Source organism: Vibrio sp. BS-M-Sm-2, assembly GCF_041504345.1.
Lineage (GTDB): Bacteria > Pseudomonadota > Gammaproteobacteria > Enterobacterales > Vibrionaceae > Vibrio > Vibrio satsumensis.
Window position 1 is genome coordinate 539,189 of sequence record NZ_CP167895.1, and the last position, 18,424, is coordinate 557,612.

At 44.8% G+C, this 18,424-nt stretch carries 13 protein-coding genes; 6 read left to right on the top strand and 7 right to left on the bottom strand.

Annotation, left to right across the window (positions count from 1 at the left end; all coding sequences use genetic code 11):
* Positions 1 to 7: 7 nt before the first annotated feature.
* Together AB8613_RS18565 and AB8613_RS18570 are read right to left on the bottom strand one after the other, a co-directional pair.
* Entirely contained in the window at positions 8 to 1,303 is a 1,296-nt protein-coding gene (locus tag AB8613_RS18565; protein ID WP_285953448.1) for a sigma-54 dependent transcriptional regulator, read from the bottom strand.
* Positions 1,304 to 1,371: 68 nt separating this feature from the next.
* Positions 1,372 to 3,309 (bottom strand): ATP-binding protein, encoded by a 1,938-nt coding sequence (locus tag AB8613_RS18570; protein ID WP_372385526.1) that lies wholly within the window; start codon positions 3,307 to 3,309, stop codon positions 1,372 to 1,374.
* Positions 3,310 to 3,476: 167 nt separating this feature from the next.
* Here AB8613_RS18570 and pdxH point away from each other — a divergent pair, with 167 nt between their 5' ends.
* Entirely contained in the window at positions 3,477 to 4,112 is a 636-nt protein-coding gene (pdxH, locus tag AB8613_RS18575; RefSeq protein WP_061015981.1) for a pyridoxamine 5'-phosphate oxidase, read from the top strand.
* A 124-nt stretch (positions 4,113 to 4,236) separates the two neighbouring features.
* Here the strand turns inward: pdxH and AB8613_RS18580 are convergent, their stop codons facing one another.
* The 3 genes from AB8613_RS18580 to AB8613_RS18590 form a co-directional block, all read right to left on the bottom strand.
* Positions 4,237 to 5,019, bottom strand: a complete 783-nt coding sequence (locus AB8613_RS18580; RefSeq protein WP_372385527.1) for a PAS domain-containing protein — start codon at positions 5,017 to 5,019, stop codon at positions 4,237 to 4,239.
* Between the two features lie 374 nt (positions 5,020 to 5,393).
* On the bottom strand, positions 5,394 to 7,223 hold the full coding sequence (locus AB8613_RS18585; protein WP_371714092.1) for an SUMF1/EgtB/PvdO family nonheme iron enzyme: 1,830 nt from the start codon (positions 7,221 to 7,223) through the stop codon (positions 5,394 to 5,396).
* 187 nt (positions 7,224 to 7,410) lie between these two features.
* Positions 7,411 to 8,514, bottom strand: a complete 1,104-nt coding sequence (locus tag AB8613_RS18590) for a PEGA domain-containing protein (RefSeq protein ID WP_372385528.1) — start codon at positions 8,512 to 8,514, stop codon at positions 7,411 to 7,413.
* Positions 8,515 to 9,031: 517 nt separating this feature from the next.
* Between AB8613_RS18590 and AB8613_RS18595 the strand changes: the two genes are divergently transcribed.
* From AB8613_RS18595 to putP, 4 genes are all read left to right on the top strand, one after another.
* Positions 9,032 to 9,856 (top strand): AraC family transcriptional regulator, encoded by an 825-nt coding sequence (locus AB8613_RS18595; RefSeq protein ID WP_123305774.1) that lies wholly within the window; start codon positions 9,032 to 9,034, stop codon positions 9,854 to 9,856.
* A 182-nt stretch (positions 9,857 to 10,038) separates the two neighbouring features.
* On the top strand, positions 10,039 to 13,176 hold the full coding sequence (gene putA, locus AB8613_RS18600; protein WP_372385530.1) for a bifunctional proline dehydrogenase/L-glutamate gamma-semialdehyde dehydrogenase PutA: 3,138 nt from the start codon (positions 10,039 to 10,041) through the stop codon (positions 13,174 to 13,176).
* A gap of 11 nt (positions 13,177 to 13,187) precedes the next feature.
* The gene (locus AB8613_RS18605) at positions 13,188 to 13,892 is read left to right on the top strand and encodes a 1-pyrroline-5-carboxylate dehydrogenase (protein ID WP_372385532.1); all 705 of its coding nucleotides are present in this window, start codon (positions 13,188 to 13,190) and stop codon (positions 13,890 to 13,892) included.
* A 149-nt stretch (positions 13,893 to 14,041) separates the two neighbouring features.
* Positions 14,042 to 15,568 (top strand): sodium/proline symporter PutP, encoded by a 1,527-nt coding sequence (gene putP / locus AB8613_RS18610; protein WP_186728108.1) that lies wholly within the window; start codon positions 14,042 to 14,044, stop codon positions 15,566 to 15,568.
* An 876-nt stretch (positions 15,569 to 16,444) separates the two neighbouring features.
* On the opposite strand, the gene AB8613_RS18615 is transcribed toward putP, so the two are convergent.
* A complete protein-coding gene (locus AB8613_RS18615; RefSeq protein ID WP_086714671.1) occupies positions 16,445 to 16,615 on the bottom strand; it encodes a hypothetical protein in 171 nt (56 codons plus the stop codon).
* A 278-nt stretch (positions 16,616 to 16,893) separates the two neighbouring features.
* Between AB8613_RS18615 and AB8613_RS18620 the strand changes: the two genes are divergently transcribed.
* The gene (locus tag AB8613_RS18620) at positions 16,894 to 17,382 is read left to right on the top strand and encodes an Lrp/AsnC family transcriptional regulator (RefSeq protein ID WP_004732526.1); all 489 of its coding nucleotides are present in this window, start codon (positions 16,894 to 16,896) and stop codon (positions 17,380 to 17,382) included.
* A gap of 113 nt (positions 17,383 to 17,495) precedes the next feature.
* On the opposite strand, the gene AB8613_RS18625 is transcribed toward AB8613_RS18620, so the two are convergent.
* Complete coding sequence (locus tag AB8613_RS18625; protein WP_239718625.1) at positions 17,496 to 18,200, bottom strand: DUF445 family protein; 705 nt, start codon at positions 18,198 to 18,200, stop codon at positions 17,496 to 17,498.
* Positions 18,201 to 18,424: the final 224 nt, after the last annotated feature.

The window sequence follows — 18,424 nt, forward strand, 5'->3', positions numbered from 1 at the left end:
TTAAGACTTATCGGTTTTTGAAATCGGTTTTATCGAGCTGGTGCTTTCTTAGTTTGTCATACAGTGTTTTTCGCGACACCTGCAGCTCTTGTTGTACTTCTTTTAAACGACCTTGATGGCGATGTAGTGCCTCAATCAAGATAATTTGTTCAAAGCTATCGGTACGTTGGTTTAACGATAGTTGTTGTACCTCAATGCTCACATCAAGTTCATTTTCGTCGCTCTGCTCATTAGTATCGCTATCGAGTGATGGCTGTTTGATTTGAGTCAGCACTCTGAGTTCGGCATGTTGGCGAAGCTGACGAATGTTCTCTGTCCAATGAGTCGCGATGAGTCGTTGAATCTCTTTTTCTGTAATGACGGGCGGAGGTAGTTGATATCGACTTGCTGCACCACGAGCAAAGTGCTTAAACAAAGAGCCAATATCTTCGGTTCGTTGCGCCAAGGTGAGTAAATCAAATCGGCGGAACTCACTTATAATTGTAGTAGGAACTATTGTGCTTGCGATAATGATACAAGTTGCATTGGTCTTGCATGAGTTTTCACGAAGTAGAGTCGGTTTTAGATTGGCGAACCACAGCCATTGATCCTGAGTTAATGCTTCTGTCTCATGGATATAGAGTGTTCCACCTTGATGCTTCAAAAACAGTTGCAAAACAAATTGATGAAATGTCGCTTCGTCACTGCGAGGCAAATTAAATGCTGCGACAGGGCAAAGCTCCGCAGTTTGATGACTGTGTAGATCATGGGTGTATTGTGCTGTGACCCTTTTCCCCGTTCCTAAATCACCAACAAATAATAAAAGTGGGTTGGTTTTGGTATCTAGGGTGATCAACTCTCGGCGTAATGCCTGCATTGATGGTGATTGACCAATCAGTTTTGGGCCAACTTGATTTTGCATTGCCAACTCTTTACGCAATAGGTTGTTCTCTTCAACCAGTGCGAGTTTATCCGCGGCTTTCTTAACGGCAGTGAGTAGGGCATCGACCACAAATGGCTTTTCTAGAAAGTCATAAGCGCCGGCTTTCATCGCAGATACCGCTGTTTGTACGTCACCATGCCCGGTAAGTACGATGACCTGAAAATGAGGATGTTGGCTCAGTAATTTTTGCGTTAATTGAATGCCATCCATCACCGGCATGTGAATATCGGTGATGACAATTCCGGCTTGCGACGTATCTATTTTCTTTAATGCCTCAATAGCGTTGGGAAAGCAGACTATATCGATGCCTTCAATGAGCATGGCTTGTTCTACTGAGTCGCGAATCGCAGGTTCATCGTCGACAAAATAGAGTTTAGGCATAGAGTGCAAAAGTCGAGTCCTTAGCAGTATGTGAAATTCGTTTTCTAATCAATGTTAACAACGGCGCGTTAGCTTTTATCGTTATATAACGGGATGTTTAGCGAGAATACCATGCCTGAAGGCTCTAACCGGTTTACGCTGATCGTGCCGTGATACGCTTCAATAATCCGTTTCGATATTGAAAGCCCTAACCCTAAGCCTTCCGGTTTAGTCGTAAAAAACGGGTCGAACAGCTGTTCTAGTTTGTCATCCTGCATGCCAATTCCGTTGTCCCAAATGATCAGCTGACAAGAGTTATGATGCAGTTGCCATTCGATGCCTATCTGTGGGTTAGCCTGTTGGTCAACGTTTTCCAGGTTTTGTTGCTCCTGCAAGATTTTCTGTTCAAGAACTTGCTGTTGAAGCGCTTGAATCGCGTTGTGAATCAGATTGACCAGTACTTGCTCAAGTTCGGTTGGATGAATCGCAATGTTGATGTCATCGGGCACCGTGCTTAACCTAAGTGTAATGCCTTGCTTGATCATCAGCGCACTGAGAATACTGGTGGCATTGTTGACCGCTTGGTGTAGGTTGGCCACATGATGTTCTTGTTTAGTGACTTTGCGAGTAAAGACTTTGAGTCGCGCGATGATGTCGGTAATGGTGTTGTTGAGGCCAATCATTTTCTCAAGATTGTTCTTCACCAAATCGGTTCGTTCCATCTCAAGTAGTTTTAAGCTGTTCTCACTGTAGGTTCGCAGCGCTGCAAGTGGTTGGTTGATTTCGTGGTTAATGCTGGCTGACAGCTCACCGAGTACCGCTAGTTTCGCGGTTTGTGTCAGCTCTTGTTCTGTCTGTTTCAACTTCAACTGCGACTCTTGGTATTGAAAGATGGTTTGTTGCAGCTGTTGATTGGATTGCTTCAAGTAGTGAGTACGTTTATCAACGGTTTGCTCTAGGTTTTGGTTGAGTCGGGTCAACGCCACTTTCGCGAGATAAGTCTGGCGCCACGACCAAGCGATGAGCATCACCAAGCTGTAAATCACCACGAAGATGACATCGACCTGCAAGACCTTAATAAGCTCAGCTCTGGTCTCTTTTAGGGCGACGACTTGGTACTGGTTGTTGCTGACCGTTGCAGGGTAAAGATTAAAAGTCCCGAGTTTAAATAATTGGTTAGCGGTGAGTTCTTTTCGGATTTCGTTTGATTGAAGGTTGCTAGATCGATTTGTATTAGGTTGATTGGCGTTGCTAGCTTCTGACTGAGAGCTTGAAGAACGAAAGACTTCGATGATCGAAATTTTGCTCTGACCGTATTGGCGTTGAAGTGCGATATCTGTTTGTTGCTGCTGAGTTAATGGCAACAATGAATGGTAAAGCCACGGAGCTTGGCTTGATAGAAACACCACTTGGTTTGAGTCGAGTACCACGATCTCAAAGTCGTCGCTGGTTAGGATGTTTTCAAGGTTCTCTAAGCTTACTTTTACGGTGATCACCCCGACAATATCACTTTCTAGATACAACGGTGACGATAAAAAGTAACCGCGTACATTAGATCGGGCACCCAGCGCGACATAGTGCGTGTTATTGCCTTGAATTGCAGAAGCAAAATAGGGACGAAACGAGAAATTTTGACCAACAAAGGTACGTGGCTTTTGGTAATTACTTGATGCGATCACAGTCCCGCTTGGGTCATGAATATAGATGGTGTCGGCCTGGCTTTGATTCGACCACTCAAACAGCAATTGATTGAGCTGCGCAGCGGAAATTTTGTCTGCTTTTGGTGAGGAGTCAAAATAAGAGAGTAGGCGCGGGTCATGACTGAGTAAATCAGGGATCTGTTTGAATTTATCCAGTTCAGAATCGATTTGTAGATTGGCTTTATTAGCTGCTTCATTGAGTTGCTGAGTGACGATTTTTTCTTGGAATTGACCGGCCAAAAAATGAGTAGCAGTCAGTCCTGCAGCTCCCAATAGCAATGAGAATAAAACAAAGGGAGTCATTAGGTTAGGCAGTATTTTGGTCACTTGGTTCTCAGCTTGTCATCGGTTTGTGTAAAGATTATCAATATGATTGAGAGAGTACCGAGATCTTGTTAACACAGAGCATCTTCAGTGAGACAAAACTATGACTGAGACTTGTGTTTCAAAGGATTACAGCGCAAAATCACAAAAAAATTGAAAGGAGCAACCAAATGGAACTGACAGATATTCGTCGCGAATACGCTAAGGGTGGATTGAGACGCAAAGACTTGGCCGCAGACCCGATTGAGCAATTCAATCTATGGCTAGAGCAAGCCATTGAAGCGAAGTTGACGGACCCTACTGCCATGACAGTTGCTACGGTTGATGAAAATGGTCAGCCATTCCAACGAATTGTTCTGCTGAAGAATGTTGATAAAGACGGTTTCGTTTTTTACACCAACCTAGGTAGCCGTAAAGCGCACCAGCTTCAGCACAACAGCAAAATCAGTTTGCACTTCCCTTGGCATCCACTTGAGCGACAAGTTCATATTACGGGCACGGCTGAAAAGCTGACAGCTATGGAAAATATGAAGTATTTCTCGTCACGTCCAAAAGAGAGCCAGTTGGCCGCGATTGCAAGTAAGCAGAGTAGCCGCATCTCAGCGCGTGGGATTCTAGAAGGTAAGTATCTAGAGCTTAAACAGAAGTTTGCCAAAGGCGAGATTCCTGTGCCTTCTTTCTGGGGTGGCTTTCGCGTACGTGTGGATAGCATTGAGTTTTGGCAGGGTGGCGAACACCGCTTGCACGACCGTTTCTTGTTCTCACGCCAAGACGACAGCTGGGATATTGATCGACTAGCGCCTTAGGTTGCTTGATCGCTTAGCTGCTTAATAGATCCAAAAGTGCCGTTGATGATACTTATCTAATCAACGGCATTTTTTTGTCTGCACTCTTGTCAAACCAATAACCAACTGGCCTTCAATTACTTAACTAGTCACTGTGCAGAACAACGGAGATCTGTTTTTTGAGCAGAGTTTCAGGGATCACTGAGCCTAACCCCGAGTCCAATGCATATTCAATCAATTGGCTTTTACTGCGAGCGTCGAATTTCTGCTTCAATCTCGCGACATGACCTTCGACCGTTTTGATTGAAATGTTTAACGTAGACGCTATGTATTGAGGTTTTTTTCCGTAAAGCAGTAAGAACAGCACTTCTGATTCTCTAGAGGTCAGCCGCTTTTGCAGCTTAGACACACGCGGCTCTGATCCCGCAAGTGATGCTTGATTACCTTTCGCTCCTGTTGCCTGACAAACCCAATGACCGACCTCTAAGATTGCAGTATCAGTGAGCTCTTGCCCATAGAAGATAGTGCCTTGGACATTGTCATTATCATCAAGCCAAGGGGTTTTGGTAAAAATATGGGCATGCCAGCGTCCGTCTGGATAAGGGTGAATATCGAGGATCTTAAGGGTGCTGTGTGTATCCATCACATGTTTGTCTTGGGCTCTGAAATCCTGTGCACATTCAATAGTTTGACTGGGCATATCGAAGTCGGTCAAGCCAGTACAAGTCTCATCGGGTTTTAAGCCAATTAACTGGTTGTAAGCAAGATTGGCGTACACAAAGACCGAGTCAGTATCTTTGCAGCCCCAGCAGCCTGGAAGTTGTTCGAATAAAGAACGATGTATGGAGTTGAGTGGTTCGGGCAATTTTTTATCTCGTAAGCTGAGGTATGATAATGATATCAGTTTCTTATAGTGCTGCAATGGCAATTAGAGTTTGTAGTCCGTGCGAAAAATAAGGGGTGAATGACAGTTAAACGGATTGCTGACGAACTACTTCAATTACGTAGGATGGGTAGGCATAAAGAGTGATAAATAGGCAAAAAAAAGCCAGCCTGAAGAGGGGCTGGCTAAAGACAAGATATGCCTTGTCGACATGTAGAAGATTTTCAGTCTAATTTACGAGGGTCAGGTAAATTAAACTGAGGTATCAATTTGATACCCAGAGTGACTTACTACTCTATCGACGAATCTACTCCTAGGAGTGCTAATGCATAAGGGGGAATTCCCCTATAAATGCTGCTCAATGTGAGAATTGAGAACCTAGAGTAAATATTTCAAAATTTCAGAACCTAATGGAGAGCTTACAGCTCTCGCAATACTCGGAATCCTAGGTAGTTGGCTGCGGTTGAAGGTGCAACGTTCAGTTCGTTATACACTTTCGCTTCTTCTGGAGAGAAGCTCCACGCGCCACCCTTCGCTAGGCCTTTCTGAATGGTTGTCCATTCCCATACATTACCCACCATGTCGTAGAAACCAGTAGGGGTTGGTAAGAATGACTTAACCGGGGAGGTGCTTACGTTTGACCAAGGTGTGCCTGCCCAACCTGTATTGGCCTTGCCAGAGCTGAATTCGTTGCCCCACCAGAAATTGGTGTTTTGGCCAGCTCTTGCTGCGGCTTCCCACTCTTGTGGCGTTGGTAAACGGTAAGTGAAACCTGTGTTTTTAGACAACCAACGAGTATAAGCTTTTGCATCGTTCTGGCTGACACATACAACGGGTGAGCTATCTGCTTGTTTAAAGCCAGGGTTTTGCCAGTCATTGTCTGAAACAGTTGTGATTTCTGCATTGACGAACGTATCGCATGTGTTCATCAGCTCCGCGTCTGTCTGGTAGCCTGTGCTTTTAATAAATGCTCTAAAGTCTTGAACACGGGTTGGTGTTGCTGCTAATGCAAACGGCTGTTTGATCGTCACTTGTTGTGCATTGTTTTCACCTAGTAGGTAGCGACCAGAGCCGACAACAATCATTTCAGGGCTTTGAATGTCGTTCCCCATCGGATCGGCAAACTTGGTACCGACATTCAATGAGTTCTGCTTGGCTTGTAATACCGCTCGTAGGTTGTGATCGCGGGCTATCTTCAACTCTTGGTGGAAAGAAAGGTAGCCTTCTTTTTCGATCGTGACCATGTGTTGGCCCGTAGGTAACATCACTTCAACCGGTGTGCTGCCATAGTTCACGCCGTTGATAGAAACATTGTCGTTGTATTGATTTGAACGCACCACCAAGTTAACCCAAGCGACTTCTTTTTGCTGGTCGTTGGTTTGTTGCTCGCTTTGCGTGAAACAGTTTGATGACTGAATACCAAGTAGCCGGCAAGGAGTGTTCTTATCTGGGCGAGCTTCTAGGTTCGCCGCAATTACCGCTCGGTAACGGTTATCTTCAGAGAAGCCAGAGGATTTTACTTTGTGTTGCAGAACGTGAATATTCAGAGAAGCAGACGCAAGGTGCTCTTTCACTGTGTTCGATTCAGTCGCGTTGTCTACCAAGCTGTGCTGGAACTGTTTTACCGCTTTTTGAAGTGCTAAGGTCACCGTTTGATCTGAACACTGCGCCAGTGTCATATCGCTGCTGCAACGGTTAGTAAAACTAACGGTCTGCTCTTCCGTCTGAGTGATCTCGTTTCTTAGTCGCTCTGCCCTTGCTCTTAGCTTGTCTTGGTTCAGGTTTGCGATTGAAGCTTGTACCGCCGCTTTTTCGGCCTGGATAGCCTCAAGTTCCATCACCAAGCCTTGCTGCTTCTGTTCTGATCCTGAAATCGTAAGCTTGCTCTCTTTTACGGTTTTCCAAGCGTCTTGGAATTGAATTTGAGCTGGCGAGATATCAAAGTCAGGCTCATCAATCATACGTGTATAATCTTGCTCTAGACTCGCTTTCGCCTTTGCGAGTGTCTGCTCTGCTTGAGCGGATAACTTCGCTAGACGTGCCATTTGCTGCGTCTGATTGTCGACTTCATTTTGTTTGTCAGCCAGTTTCTTCTTAACAGCCGTTAAGTCGGCATGCTTTTCGAATAGTGAGCTTTCAATGTCGGTGACAGAAGACGCGATCGCTGGCGGTGTTGCCTCAGCGAAAACAGCAGGAGTCATTAGGCAGGGAGCAAGTGCAAATAGTAGAGTAGGAAGACCTTGGCGCATGATGGGCTACTTCAATCGTAATTTAGGTTAATCGAATATTCTAAACGAAAACGCCATTTCGTCTGCAGCTACTTTCTATAACTATCAACAAAATGGCGAGTATTCATTCAGCTTTGTGAAATAGGCACGGCTATCTGATATAGCACTGAGCGTTTTGTATCGTCTCAGCTCTATGTAGAAAGGGTGTTTAGCTTTCCTTGCTAGGAAGAAGCTTAACCCAAATCGTGTCGCTGCCGTTGATGGTAACTGTGCGGTTGTAAGACTCGTAACCTTGTTTTGAAATGGTTACTTGGTGACGACCACTTGGTAGCGCAACCTCAAGAGGTGTACTGCCATATTTAATTCCGTTGATCGTTACTGAGTCGTTGTACTGATCAGAACGTACCGTCACGTTAGCCCACTGTTTGTCACTCTTCTTAACGACTGCTGCGTCACTGCCCGTTAAACAGTAGCGCGTTGAAACGTTCAATAAGTTACACGCAGCAACCGCTTCAGGTTTTGCTTGAAGCTGAGCCTGCATTTGAATGAAGTAAGAGTTGTTACCAGAGAAGCCACTCTTGATTGCTTGGCTGTCTTGAACATGGATATTCAATTGAACACCCTGCAAGTTTTGCTTCGCCAACGTACTTTCTGTGAGCTGCTCAAGTAACTGACTCTTGAACGTCTGCACGGCTTTTTGATTGGTTAGGTATTTACCTTGAGCAGTACACTCACCCAGTGTCATTGTTGATGCACATGTAGTGGTGTAGCTGGTTTCAAGAACCGCACTTTCACGCAGTTCTGTTGCAATACGTTTAACACGAGCTTCAACTTTTGATTCTCTCAAATTAGCCAGCTCATTGTTTAGGCGAGCTTGCTTTTGTTTGATTTGAGAAAGGTGAATTTCGCTCTCGTTGATTGCTTGTTCATTGTCTAGCTGAGCCGATTGATTATCTTTAACCGCAGCCCAGGCATCTTGGTAACTTTTCTGGAAAGAGACCAAATCTGTTTCGGGATCTTCAAGTAAGCGACTGTACTGTTTGTCGAGTACAGACTTAGCTCTGTTACGTTTTGCCTTAAGTTCTTCACCTTCGCGTAACAACTTACTGTTTTTGTTCTGTAGTTGTTTTAGGTTTTCAGTCGCCGATACTTTGGTTGCTGAAATACGCTCAATATCTGAGTTTTTCTCTGTTAGCTTTGCATCGATAGCTGAAACAGGATCGACTTGATTCAGTTCTTCAGCTGATACCGATGCAGATACCCAAAGAGGGGATAGCGCAAGTAAAAGCGCTGAAATTCGAAAGTTAGTCATAGGTCCCTGCAACTTATAGATTGAAATTGGCTCGTTAATAAAGTGTCTACTTCCTAGTTGTCAGTCACTAGTTATTAGCAATTAACACAGTACCCGTCTTTATACCGTTTTATTGCATTTCAATCTACTCAAAAGCCAAGTTTCGGTACTTCGGATACACTTTTTACAAGTTGAAAGCGAATTATTTGAGCTATATAAGAAAATTTATTCATTATGTTGGTGCTATGAAGCATTTATTTATGACATGATTTTCGTGCTTGTGTGATTGCTTGTGTGATTGCTTGTGTGATTGCTTGTGTGATTGCTTGTGAAGTCCCTAAACTCGTCGGAACGATTGGTTTTACAATGCCCGTAGTTTGTACACTCTTGATCATCTTTCCGGAGGCATGATCAAGACGATCGCAGTGATGATCTTTTCTTTGAGGTCAGGAAATGACTCTCATGATCATTTACAAATTCATCTTGTGCAGATTTCAGAGTATTATTCTTACTATGTTGACTTGAGTATTTTGCTGTCATGCCAAAACCTTTACCCTTTCCAAACCTAGACTTGTCTCCGCTAGGCCTTACTGGCCCTCGTCCCGCAGAGATCATTACTTTGCCATCGCATATGGATTGCCACGAGCACCATTATTCTCAGGTGGTGATCGGTCTAAAAGGTCAGGCGGAATTTGAAGTCAGTGGTAAGGGCAATCTTGTCGGTCCCGGCCAAGGATGTGTGGTGACAGCAAGCTCTGATCATGCTTTCGGTGGTGTGGTCGGTCAGTCGGATATCCTAGTGCTCAACATGCCTGTGCCAAGTGACGACGACCCTCTGATGTTAGAGAAGATTAATCAGCTCGAGTCTTCTAACGTCTACTTCCAATTAGACGCGCAAATTCAAAAGCTTATCCATATGTTGGTGCAAGAGATGCAGGCAAGCCCTGATGATCTGCTATTAAGCCGTGCCTGTAATGATACGGTGATTGCACTGATGCAAAGACACATCTCGGCGTTTGAAACCTCAATCAAAGATTCGCGTTTCGATCTTGAAGCTCTGGATCGCTACATTGAGCAACACCTCGCGAATAAGATCTCGGTTGCGCAGCTGGCAGGCAGTGTGTTTTTGGGTGAAAGCCAGTTTCATATGTTGTTCAAAGAGCAGATGGGTATTACCCCTCACCAGTATGTATTAGGTAAGCGTATCGACCGCTCTCGCCGCTTGATCGAACAAGGTAATCTGAGCCTTGGTCAGGTTGCAGAACTTGCTGGTTTCTCCGGTCAATCCTCCTTTACTCACACCTTTTCACGTCTTCAAGGCATGTCACCATCCCAATACAAAAAGAAAATTTCTGTTAAATAGTGAAACAAAACGGCATATTATTTTAAAGTTTCATATGTGACGTTGTGTTTGTTTTGTTAATAAAGCGAGTTTTTAGCAAAAAACTCGGAGTTTTTGACAAGTAATCCTTATATACTCTAAATACACTGCAGCCATTGTAGAGATCCCCGGGCTAATTCCGGGTGTGAGATTAAGGAAAACGCATGTTTACAGCTACCGATGTGTTAAAGCCAGAATTCAATGAGCAGTCGCTTGCTGATCTATGGTCGCTTATCTCACCATTATATATGGTGGATGAAACCCAATGGCTAGAGCAACTTCTGCCACTAGCTACCCCTTCTGAGTCTGAAAAGCAGCAAATCACAGAGAAAACGACATCATTGATCGAGGCTATCCGTGCGGATAAGACTTCTATCCAGATGATCGATGCACTGTTGCTTGAATACAGCTTAGATACTCAAGAGGGCATCTTGCTGATGTGTCTGGCGGAAGCCTTGATGCGTATTCCTGATTCAGCAACGGCTGATGCGCTTATTCGCGACAAACTAAGCGTTGCGGATTGGAAGTCTCACCTTAAGAATTCTGATTCGGTGTTTGTTAACGCATCCACTTGGGGCTTGATGCTAACGGGTAAGGTAGTTGGACTTTCATCTAAAGAGCAGAGTGCAGGTCAAGCGGTTAACCGTTTAGTGAACAAGCTTTCTGAGCCGGTGATTCGTAAAGCGATGCACCAAGCAATGAAGGTGATGGGTCACCAATTCGTTCTTGGTCGCAGCATTGCTGAAGCGCAAAAGAACGGTAAGTCTATGCGTGATAAAGGTTTTACCTACTCATACGACATGCTAGGTGAAGCGGCACTGACTACAGCTGACGCAAACAAATACTTCAAAGATTACCTAATGGCGATTGAAGCCGTAGGTCGAGACACGTATGTCTCTTCAAAATCGAGCCCAGCTCCATCGGTATCTATCAAGCTTTCTGCGCTTCACCCACGTTATGAAGTGGCGAACGAAGACCGCGTACTGACTGAACTTTGCGACACGCTTGAGCAGTTATTACGCCGAGCAGTAGAGCTCGATGTTGCGATTACGATTGATGCGGAAGAAGCGGATCGCTTAGAGCTTTCTCTTAAATTATTCGAAAAACTGTACCGCACTAACCTTGTAAAAGGTTGGGGTAAATTTGGTCTGGTTATTCAAGCATACTCAAAGCGTGCGCTACCAGTTCTAGTATGGCTAAACCGCCTAGCGAAAGAGCAGGGTGATTTGATCCCGCTTCGCTTAGTTAAAGGTGCTTACTGGGACAGCGAAATCAAATGGTCGCAACAAGCTGGCTTTACTGATTACCCAGTTTACACACGTAAAGAAGCGACAGACGTAGCTTACCTTGCATGTGCGCGTTACCTATTGAGCCCAAGCGTTCGTGGCAATATCTTCCCGCAGTTTGCGAGCCACAATGCTCATACGGTTTCTGCTATTGCAGTGATGACCGATCATAAAGACTTTGAATTCCAACGCTTACACGGCATGGGTGATTCACTTTATAACCATGCAATGGAAGCTTACCAACAGTCGGTACGTATCTACGCGCCAGTTGGTAGCCATAAAGATCTACTGCCATACCTAGTACGTCGTCTGCTAGAGAACGGTGCAAACAGCTCGTTTGTACACCGATTGGTTGATGCTCGCTGCCCAGTGGCAGAGCTGACTCAACACCCAGTCGATATGCTTCTTGCGTTCGATACGCTGAACAACACTAAGATTCCTCTGCCGCCAGCGGTATTCCCTGAGCGTAAGAACTCTTACGGTGTGAACATTGATATCGAAAGTGAAGCTCATCAATTCGAAGAGCAGGTTAAGTCTTTCCTTAACAATCAATGGACTGCTGGACCTGTGATCAACGGTGAATCTTTTGCCGAAAGCATGATCAAGGCTGATCAGAACGTTGAACAAGTCACGGCACCTTACGATCGTCGTATTAATGTCGGTCAGGTGGCTTTCGCTAACCTTGATCATGTTTCCGCAGCGATCACTGGCGCAGACGCAGCATTTGCTGATTGGAATGCAACTTCGGTTGAAACTAAGGCCGCTGCGCTTGAGAAGCTGGCTGATCTGATGGAAGAGAACCTAGCTGAGCTGGTGGCAATTTGTCATCAAGAAGCGGGTAAGACTATTCACGACAGTATTGATGAAGTGCGTGAAGCGGTCGACTTCTGTCGTTACTACGCAAAGCAAGCTGATAATCTGCAAGGTTTCGAACTAAAAGGTTTTGATGGCCAAACACGAATCGCCTCTCGACAAGGTCGTGGTGTGTTCGTTTGTATCAGCCCTTGGAACTTCCCATTGGCGATCTTCCTTGGCCAAATTACAGCTGCACTAGTCGCGGGTAACACGGTTGTGGCGAAACCTGCTGAGCAAACAAGCTTGATTGCAGCTCGCGCCGTTGAACTGATGAATGAAGCGGGTTTCCCTGCTGGCACGATTCAGTTACTACCAGGTCGCGGTGCTGAGATCGGCAGTGCACTAACCAGCCATGATGCGATTGCAGGCGTTGCCTTTACGGGCTCAACACCAACGGCACAACGTATCAACGTGTCACTGGCAAGTCGCAATGCTAAACCGGTTCCGTTTATCGCGGAAACGGGTGGTCAGAACGCAATGATCGTCGACAGTACCGCACTGCCTGAACAGGTGGTTCGTGATGTAATTCGTTCTGCCTTCGCTTCTGCGGGTCAACGTTGTTCTGCGCTACGTGTGCTTTACATTCAAGAAGACATTGCAGACCGTGTGATTGCATTGATTCACGGTGCAATGGACGAATTGAGTGTTGGCATTCCACATCTTCATAAAACCGATGTTGGCCCTGTTATCGACCAAAACGCGAAACAGAAGTTGTTGGCTCACTTAGAAAACATGACCAATACCCAGAAGAAGGTGGCTCAACTTTCTCTAGGTACGGATTGTGAACATGGTGACTTTGTCCCACCAAGTGCATTTGAAATTGATGACATCAGTTGCTTGAAAGAAGAACAGTTTGGCCCTGTGTTGCACATTGTTCGCTTCAAAGCGAGTGAACTGGCGCAAGTGGTTGATCAAATTAACCAAACTGGTTTTGGTTTAACCATGGGTATCCACAGCCGTAACGAAACAACTTACCGTTGGATCGAAAAACACGTTCGTGTGGGTAACTGCTACATCAACCGTGACCAAGTGGGCGCTGTTGTTGGGGTTCAACCATTTGGTGGTCAAGGTTTGTCGGGTACAGGCCCTAAAGCGGGCGGTCCTCACTACCTATATCGCTTTACTGATGTTCATTTTTCTCAATCACAAGACAAGGCATAAGGAGCAGTATCATGGTTCATCAAGTGACAGGTTTTTCTGATGCTTTGTTAGCGTGGGAACAATGGAATCTTACCGACTTTGATCATAAGAGTGCTCAGGTACTTTCATTTAAATCAGAGATCGAGAGTCAATCTAAGCTTTTGGCAGCGGTGGCGACTTATCACCTAGAGCAAGCGTCTGCGCTGCTTTCTGAACATCATCTAATGGCTGGCCCTACGGGCGAAACCAATGAGCTGTATGCTGCAGGTCGTGGTGTGGCTTTGGTAATTGTTGATGATTGCGAAGAGAAAGTGCCCGCACAGCAAACCGCAATGGCGATGATTACTGCTGCGCTATTGGCAGGGAACAGCGTTCAATTGTGCAGTGATGACGTGCAGTTCAACACATTAATTGCTGATGCCGCGAAACAAGCGAATCTGCCAACGAACTTGGTGCAAGTTGCCTCGTATGACGCTGCTCAACAGTTGTTGTCTTGCGATGTACGTAGCGTGGGTTACGTGGGTAACTCGCAAACGGCACAAGCTATCAATTTACAGCTTGCTAAGCGTGACGGTGCAATCGTCGGTTTAGTCGCTGAAACGGATCTGGCGACAATGAATGTTGCCAATGATCCACACCTATCGCTGCGCTTCATTACCGAGCGTACGCGAACTATAAATATAACAGCCGTGGGCGGTAACGCGACCTTGCTCGAACTTGGAAGCGAAGCTCACTAACCTTCAGTAAAATTGGCTCTAAGCACTTTTGGTTTTTCCAACTTTGGTTTTCACCATCTTTGGATTTAACTCATAGTGCTTTGGAGCCTGAATACCTAACTCAATGCACTTGCTTGCCTTTACGGTGAGTGCCTTGCATTGAATTAGGCATGGAAGGCTTTCTACAAAATGAGGACTATCAAATGATAGAAAACAGTTTTGCAATAACGACGACGTTCATTGCGTATCTAATTATGATGCTGGCGATCGGTGTTATTGCTTACAAACGTACATCTAACTCAACTGACTACTTCCTAGGTGGTCGTTCGTTAGGCCCATGGCCTGCTGCACTTTCTGCTGGTGCATCAGACATGAGTGGTTGGTTGCTACTTGGCCTGCCTGGTTACGCTTACGCTGCTGGCTTTGAAGCATTTTGGCTTGCTGGTGGCCTACTTGTTGGTACTTGGGCAAACTGGTTAATCAGTGCAAAACGTCTACGTACTTACAGCATTACGACTGAATCACTGACGCTGCCTGAGTTCCTATCTCGTCGTTTCAACGATAACTCTAAGCTGATCCAAACAATTTCTGCTTTCTTTATCCTTTTATTCTTCCTTTTCTACACAAGTTCAGGCTTGGTAGCAGGTGGTAAATTGTTTGAAACGGTATTCGGCCTAGATTACACAACGGCAGTAATTATCGGCACGGTATGTGTGGTTTCTTACACCCTGTTTGGTGGTTTCCTAGCGGTATCTTGGACTGACTTGGTTCAAGGTTTACTAATGTCTGCTGCGCTATTGATTGTACCAATCGCGGCAATGAACGGCGGCCTTGGTCAGCTATCTAGCGACCTACACAACATCAACCCAGAGCTACTAACGCTATGGAATGATGCGAAAGGTGAGCCTCTTTCTGCTATCGCGATCATCTCGCTAGCGGCATGGGGTCTAGGTTACTTCGGTCAGCCACATATCCTTGCTCGTTTCAAAGCAACACGTAGCAATAAAGACCTAACAACAGCGCGTCGTATCGCGGTGGTATGGACTGCACTGTCTATGATTGGTGCAATGCTGGTGGGTCTTGTTGGTCTAATCTACGTGACGAACTCTGGCGCACCTAAGCTAGACGATGGCGAGAAGATCTTCATGCTTCTTGTGAACGCGATGTTCCATCCAGTAATCGCAGGTATCCTACTTGCTGCAATCCTAGCGGCAATCATGAGTACTGCGGATTCACAACTTCTTGTTTCTTCATCTGCAATGGCAGAAGACTTGTACAAGCAAGTGCTTAAGAAAGATGCGACGTCTGAAGAGATCGTTCGTGTAGGCCGCTTCGCGGTTATCCTAATCTCTCTGATTGCTCTTGTGTTAGCGATGACGCCAGACAGTTCAGTACTTGGCCTTGTATCTTACGCATGGGCTGGTTTTGGTGCTGCATTCGGTCCAGCTATCGTATTGAGCCTGTACTGGTCTCGTATGAACCGTAACGGCGCTCTAGCGGGTATCGTAGTTGGTGGTGTTACGATTGTACTTTGGAAACAGTTCACAGGCGGTTGGTTCGATGTGTACGAGATCGTACCGGGAATCATCTTATCAACGATTTCTATCGTTGTGGTTAGCTTGATTACTGGCGAGCCAGAAGATGAAGTTAAGAAGCAACATGCTGAGTTCGAGAAGAACCTAGTTGAGCTAGACTAATTTACATTGTAAAGCAGATGTAAATTAGCTAAGAACATTGGCAACAACCAATTGATAAAAACAATAGAGTCACTTCGGTGGCTCTATTTTTTTGACCATTTCCTAATGCTTTCGACCTCGTGCTGGTCTATCTTCAATGACTCCAAACTCTTTTGATGGGCACTTGGCTCCATCATCTCAAACAGCTTGTGTCAGTTGTACATGTCTCTTCATTGCCCCCGCAATTCTCCATGACGTGACCCTAGTGTTCCTTATCAATATTGGTGTTTATTGCTTCGTGCTCGATCAATATGTTTTTTGTGATCATTAAAAGCCGAGTTTTTTATGTGGGTGCGACTTTTGTCTTATTTCAAATTCGGGTGAAGTACTGCCGTTATCGGGTTTTACAATGTAAATCGAAACCGAATGATTAAAGGGGGGATAAATAGAAGAAGGATCTTGATGACGCTTGATATCAAAAAACAAAGGGAAAATTGGCTGTTTTTTGAACTTAGCGCTCACTTTTGTCATTAGCTCGGTGAATTGTTGAACTGAATTGGACATGATGTGTCAATTGTCAGTAACCACTAAAGACCTATAGGACAAAGGTATGCCTGATCTCTATTGCAAAGGATGTAAAAAAACAACACTACATAAGTCTATAATGAAACGTTGTGAATCAGAGCCCGAGACAGCCTCTGGCCGTATGATGCAATGGACCTCAAAGCTATTTAGTGGCAACTTATATTATGATATGGAAACGCAGCACTTTTGCCGAACGTGTAATTGCCGTTGCGAAACAGGAAGTACTGTACCCCAAGTTGGTTTAGCTTAACTTATAGTAAGTGCTTGCTAACTTAGATCGATAAACCTCCGCTTTAGGAGGTTTTTGCGTTTCTATGCGGCTTTGAGTGCTAGCTCAGCGTCAATGGCGTCGCCATCAATCTTCACATCCCAACCATAGCTTGAGTACTCATTTGCTAGTGCCTGAGCCACATCTTTTGATACCGTTACGTGTGTCCATGAACCAATACCGTAAGGCTTATATGCGAGTTCTTGTGTTTTCATAATAGAGTCATCCTTTCTCTTTGATAATTCTATTATTCACTTTGCCATATATCCTTTCTTTCGTTTCTGGCTCAACTTATTTGTTTATCGGGTCATTTCTATAATAATTTGTTAATAACCAGGGTTTGATTTATAAGGCGTGTTATCGGTTTGTATTGATTTATATTTGATATGAATGTCACTTGTGCGTTTAGTTTTTAAATGTGTGAGCGGGGTTTTCTTCGATTGCTCTAGGTATGGAATATACTGAGCAGAATTTAGAATGTTTAAGGAATGTTATGTCTCAGCATCAACTTGATCGTATCGATAAAGAGATACTAAGAATTCTGCACATGAAAGGGCGTTTACCCGTGGTTGAGTTGGCCAAGCAGGTCAACCTAACCACGTCTCCTTGCTCTGATAGACTCAAGCGATTGGAAAAAGAGGGCTACATAACGGGTTACCATGCTGAGCTGTGCTCAGAGAAGTTGGGACTCGATGTTCAAGTCTTCATTCATATTCGTCTTGACCAAACCAGTTTTTCAATCTTTGATAAGTTTGCTCAAGCCGTGGAAATGATGCCCGAAGTAGAAGAGTGCTATTCACTATCGGGAGACTTCGACACCATGATTAAGGTTCGAGTGAAAGACATGAAGGCGTACCAAGCATTTATGGCCACTAAGTTGGGTACCTTACCTGGTGTGATTCAGACACGTAGTGAAGTGGTGATTGAAGAGCATAAGAAGGGCTTTGGTGTTAACCCTGAGTTATTGGCAACCTTAAAATAGGGCTGGCTTTTACTTCAATCATGCTTGTCTAGATATAAAAAATGGAAGCTGATGAGCTTCCATTTTTTGTGACTGCCAGAAAGGACAATCAGATAAGCGCAGTCATAGGCGCTTTACAGTGTAATCGCCGCTGAAATAAGACCAATAACACCGCCGAATACACCGCCCCAGACGACCAACCAGCCAAGGTGTTTCTTGATCATGGTCTGAACCATTTCTTTCACCAGTTTAGGTGTCAGTTCATTCAAACGTTGATCAATGATTGCTTCGATGTTCTCTTTGATTTCGTCCATCATTGCTGGCGATTCCAGCTCTTCCTTGATGGCATTCTTCACTGAATCGCTCTTGCTGATTTCAATCACAGATTCTTGCATCTTCTCCACAAATGGCGCTTTCATAGGCTCTAGTGCTTCTGTGCCACCAAACATTGCCAACATGCCACCAAACTGTGAATTCTCGATAACGTTTACTAACGAGTCGAATGCTGGATTAAAGTCGATCTTCTGAATTACAGGCTCTAGATTGAGTGACTTTCCTGTCATCTCGCTGCTTAGGAAACGGTCGATGTTACTTTCAGTAAAGAACTGTTCCATCATCAGTTGCTTGATGGCAGCCTTGAACTCTTCAAAGCGTGCTGGAATAACGCCAGAACCGTATAGACCGGGTACTTTCTCGAACAACATGTGAATCGCAAGCCAGTTGGTGATGGCACCAGAAAATGCGAATAGACCTGCATAAAGCAAGTATTGGTTTGCTGTGACATAGCCGCCAGCAAGCAGTGCTAACGCAATAACGTTAGTTAAGACACTTTTGTTCATGGTTAATCTCTAGAAAAAATATTGCGCGCATTTTAAGAAAAAAACGCCAAGAAAAAAACAAAAGGATCGATGAAGTTTATTGGACAGGTAGTAAAGAGGGCCAAATAACAGGCATAAAAAAGGCTAGCCTCCCCCGAAGTCTAGCCTTATTCCAGAACGCGCAAGCGAGGCGTCTTTGGTATTAATGTCATTATATAATTACGACATAACATTCTGCCACGTGT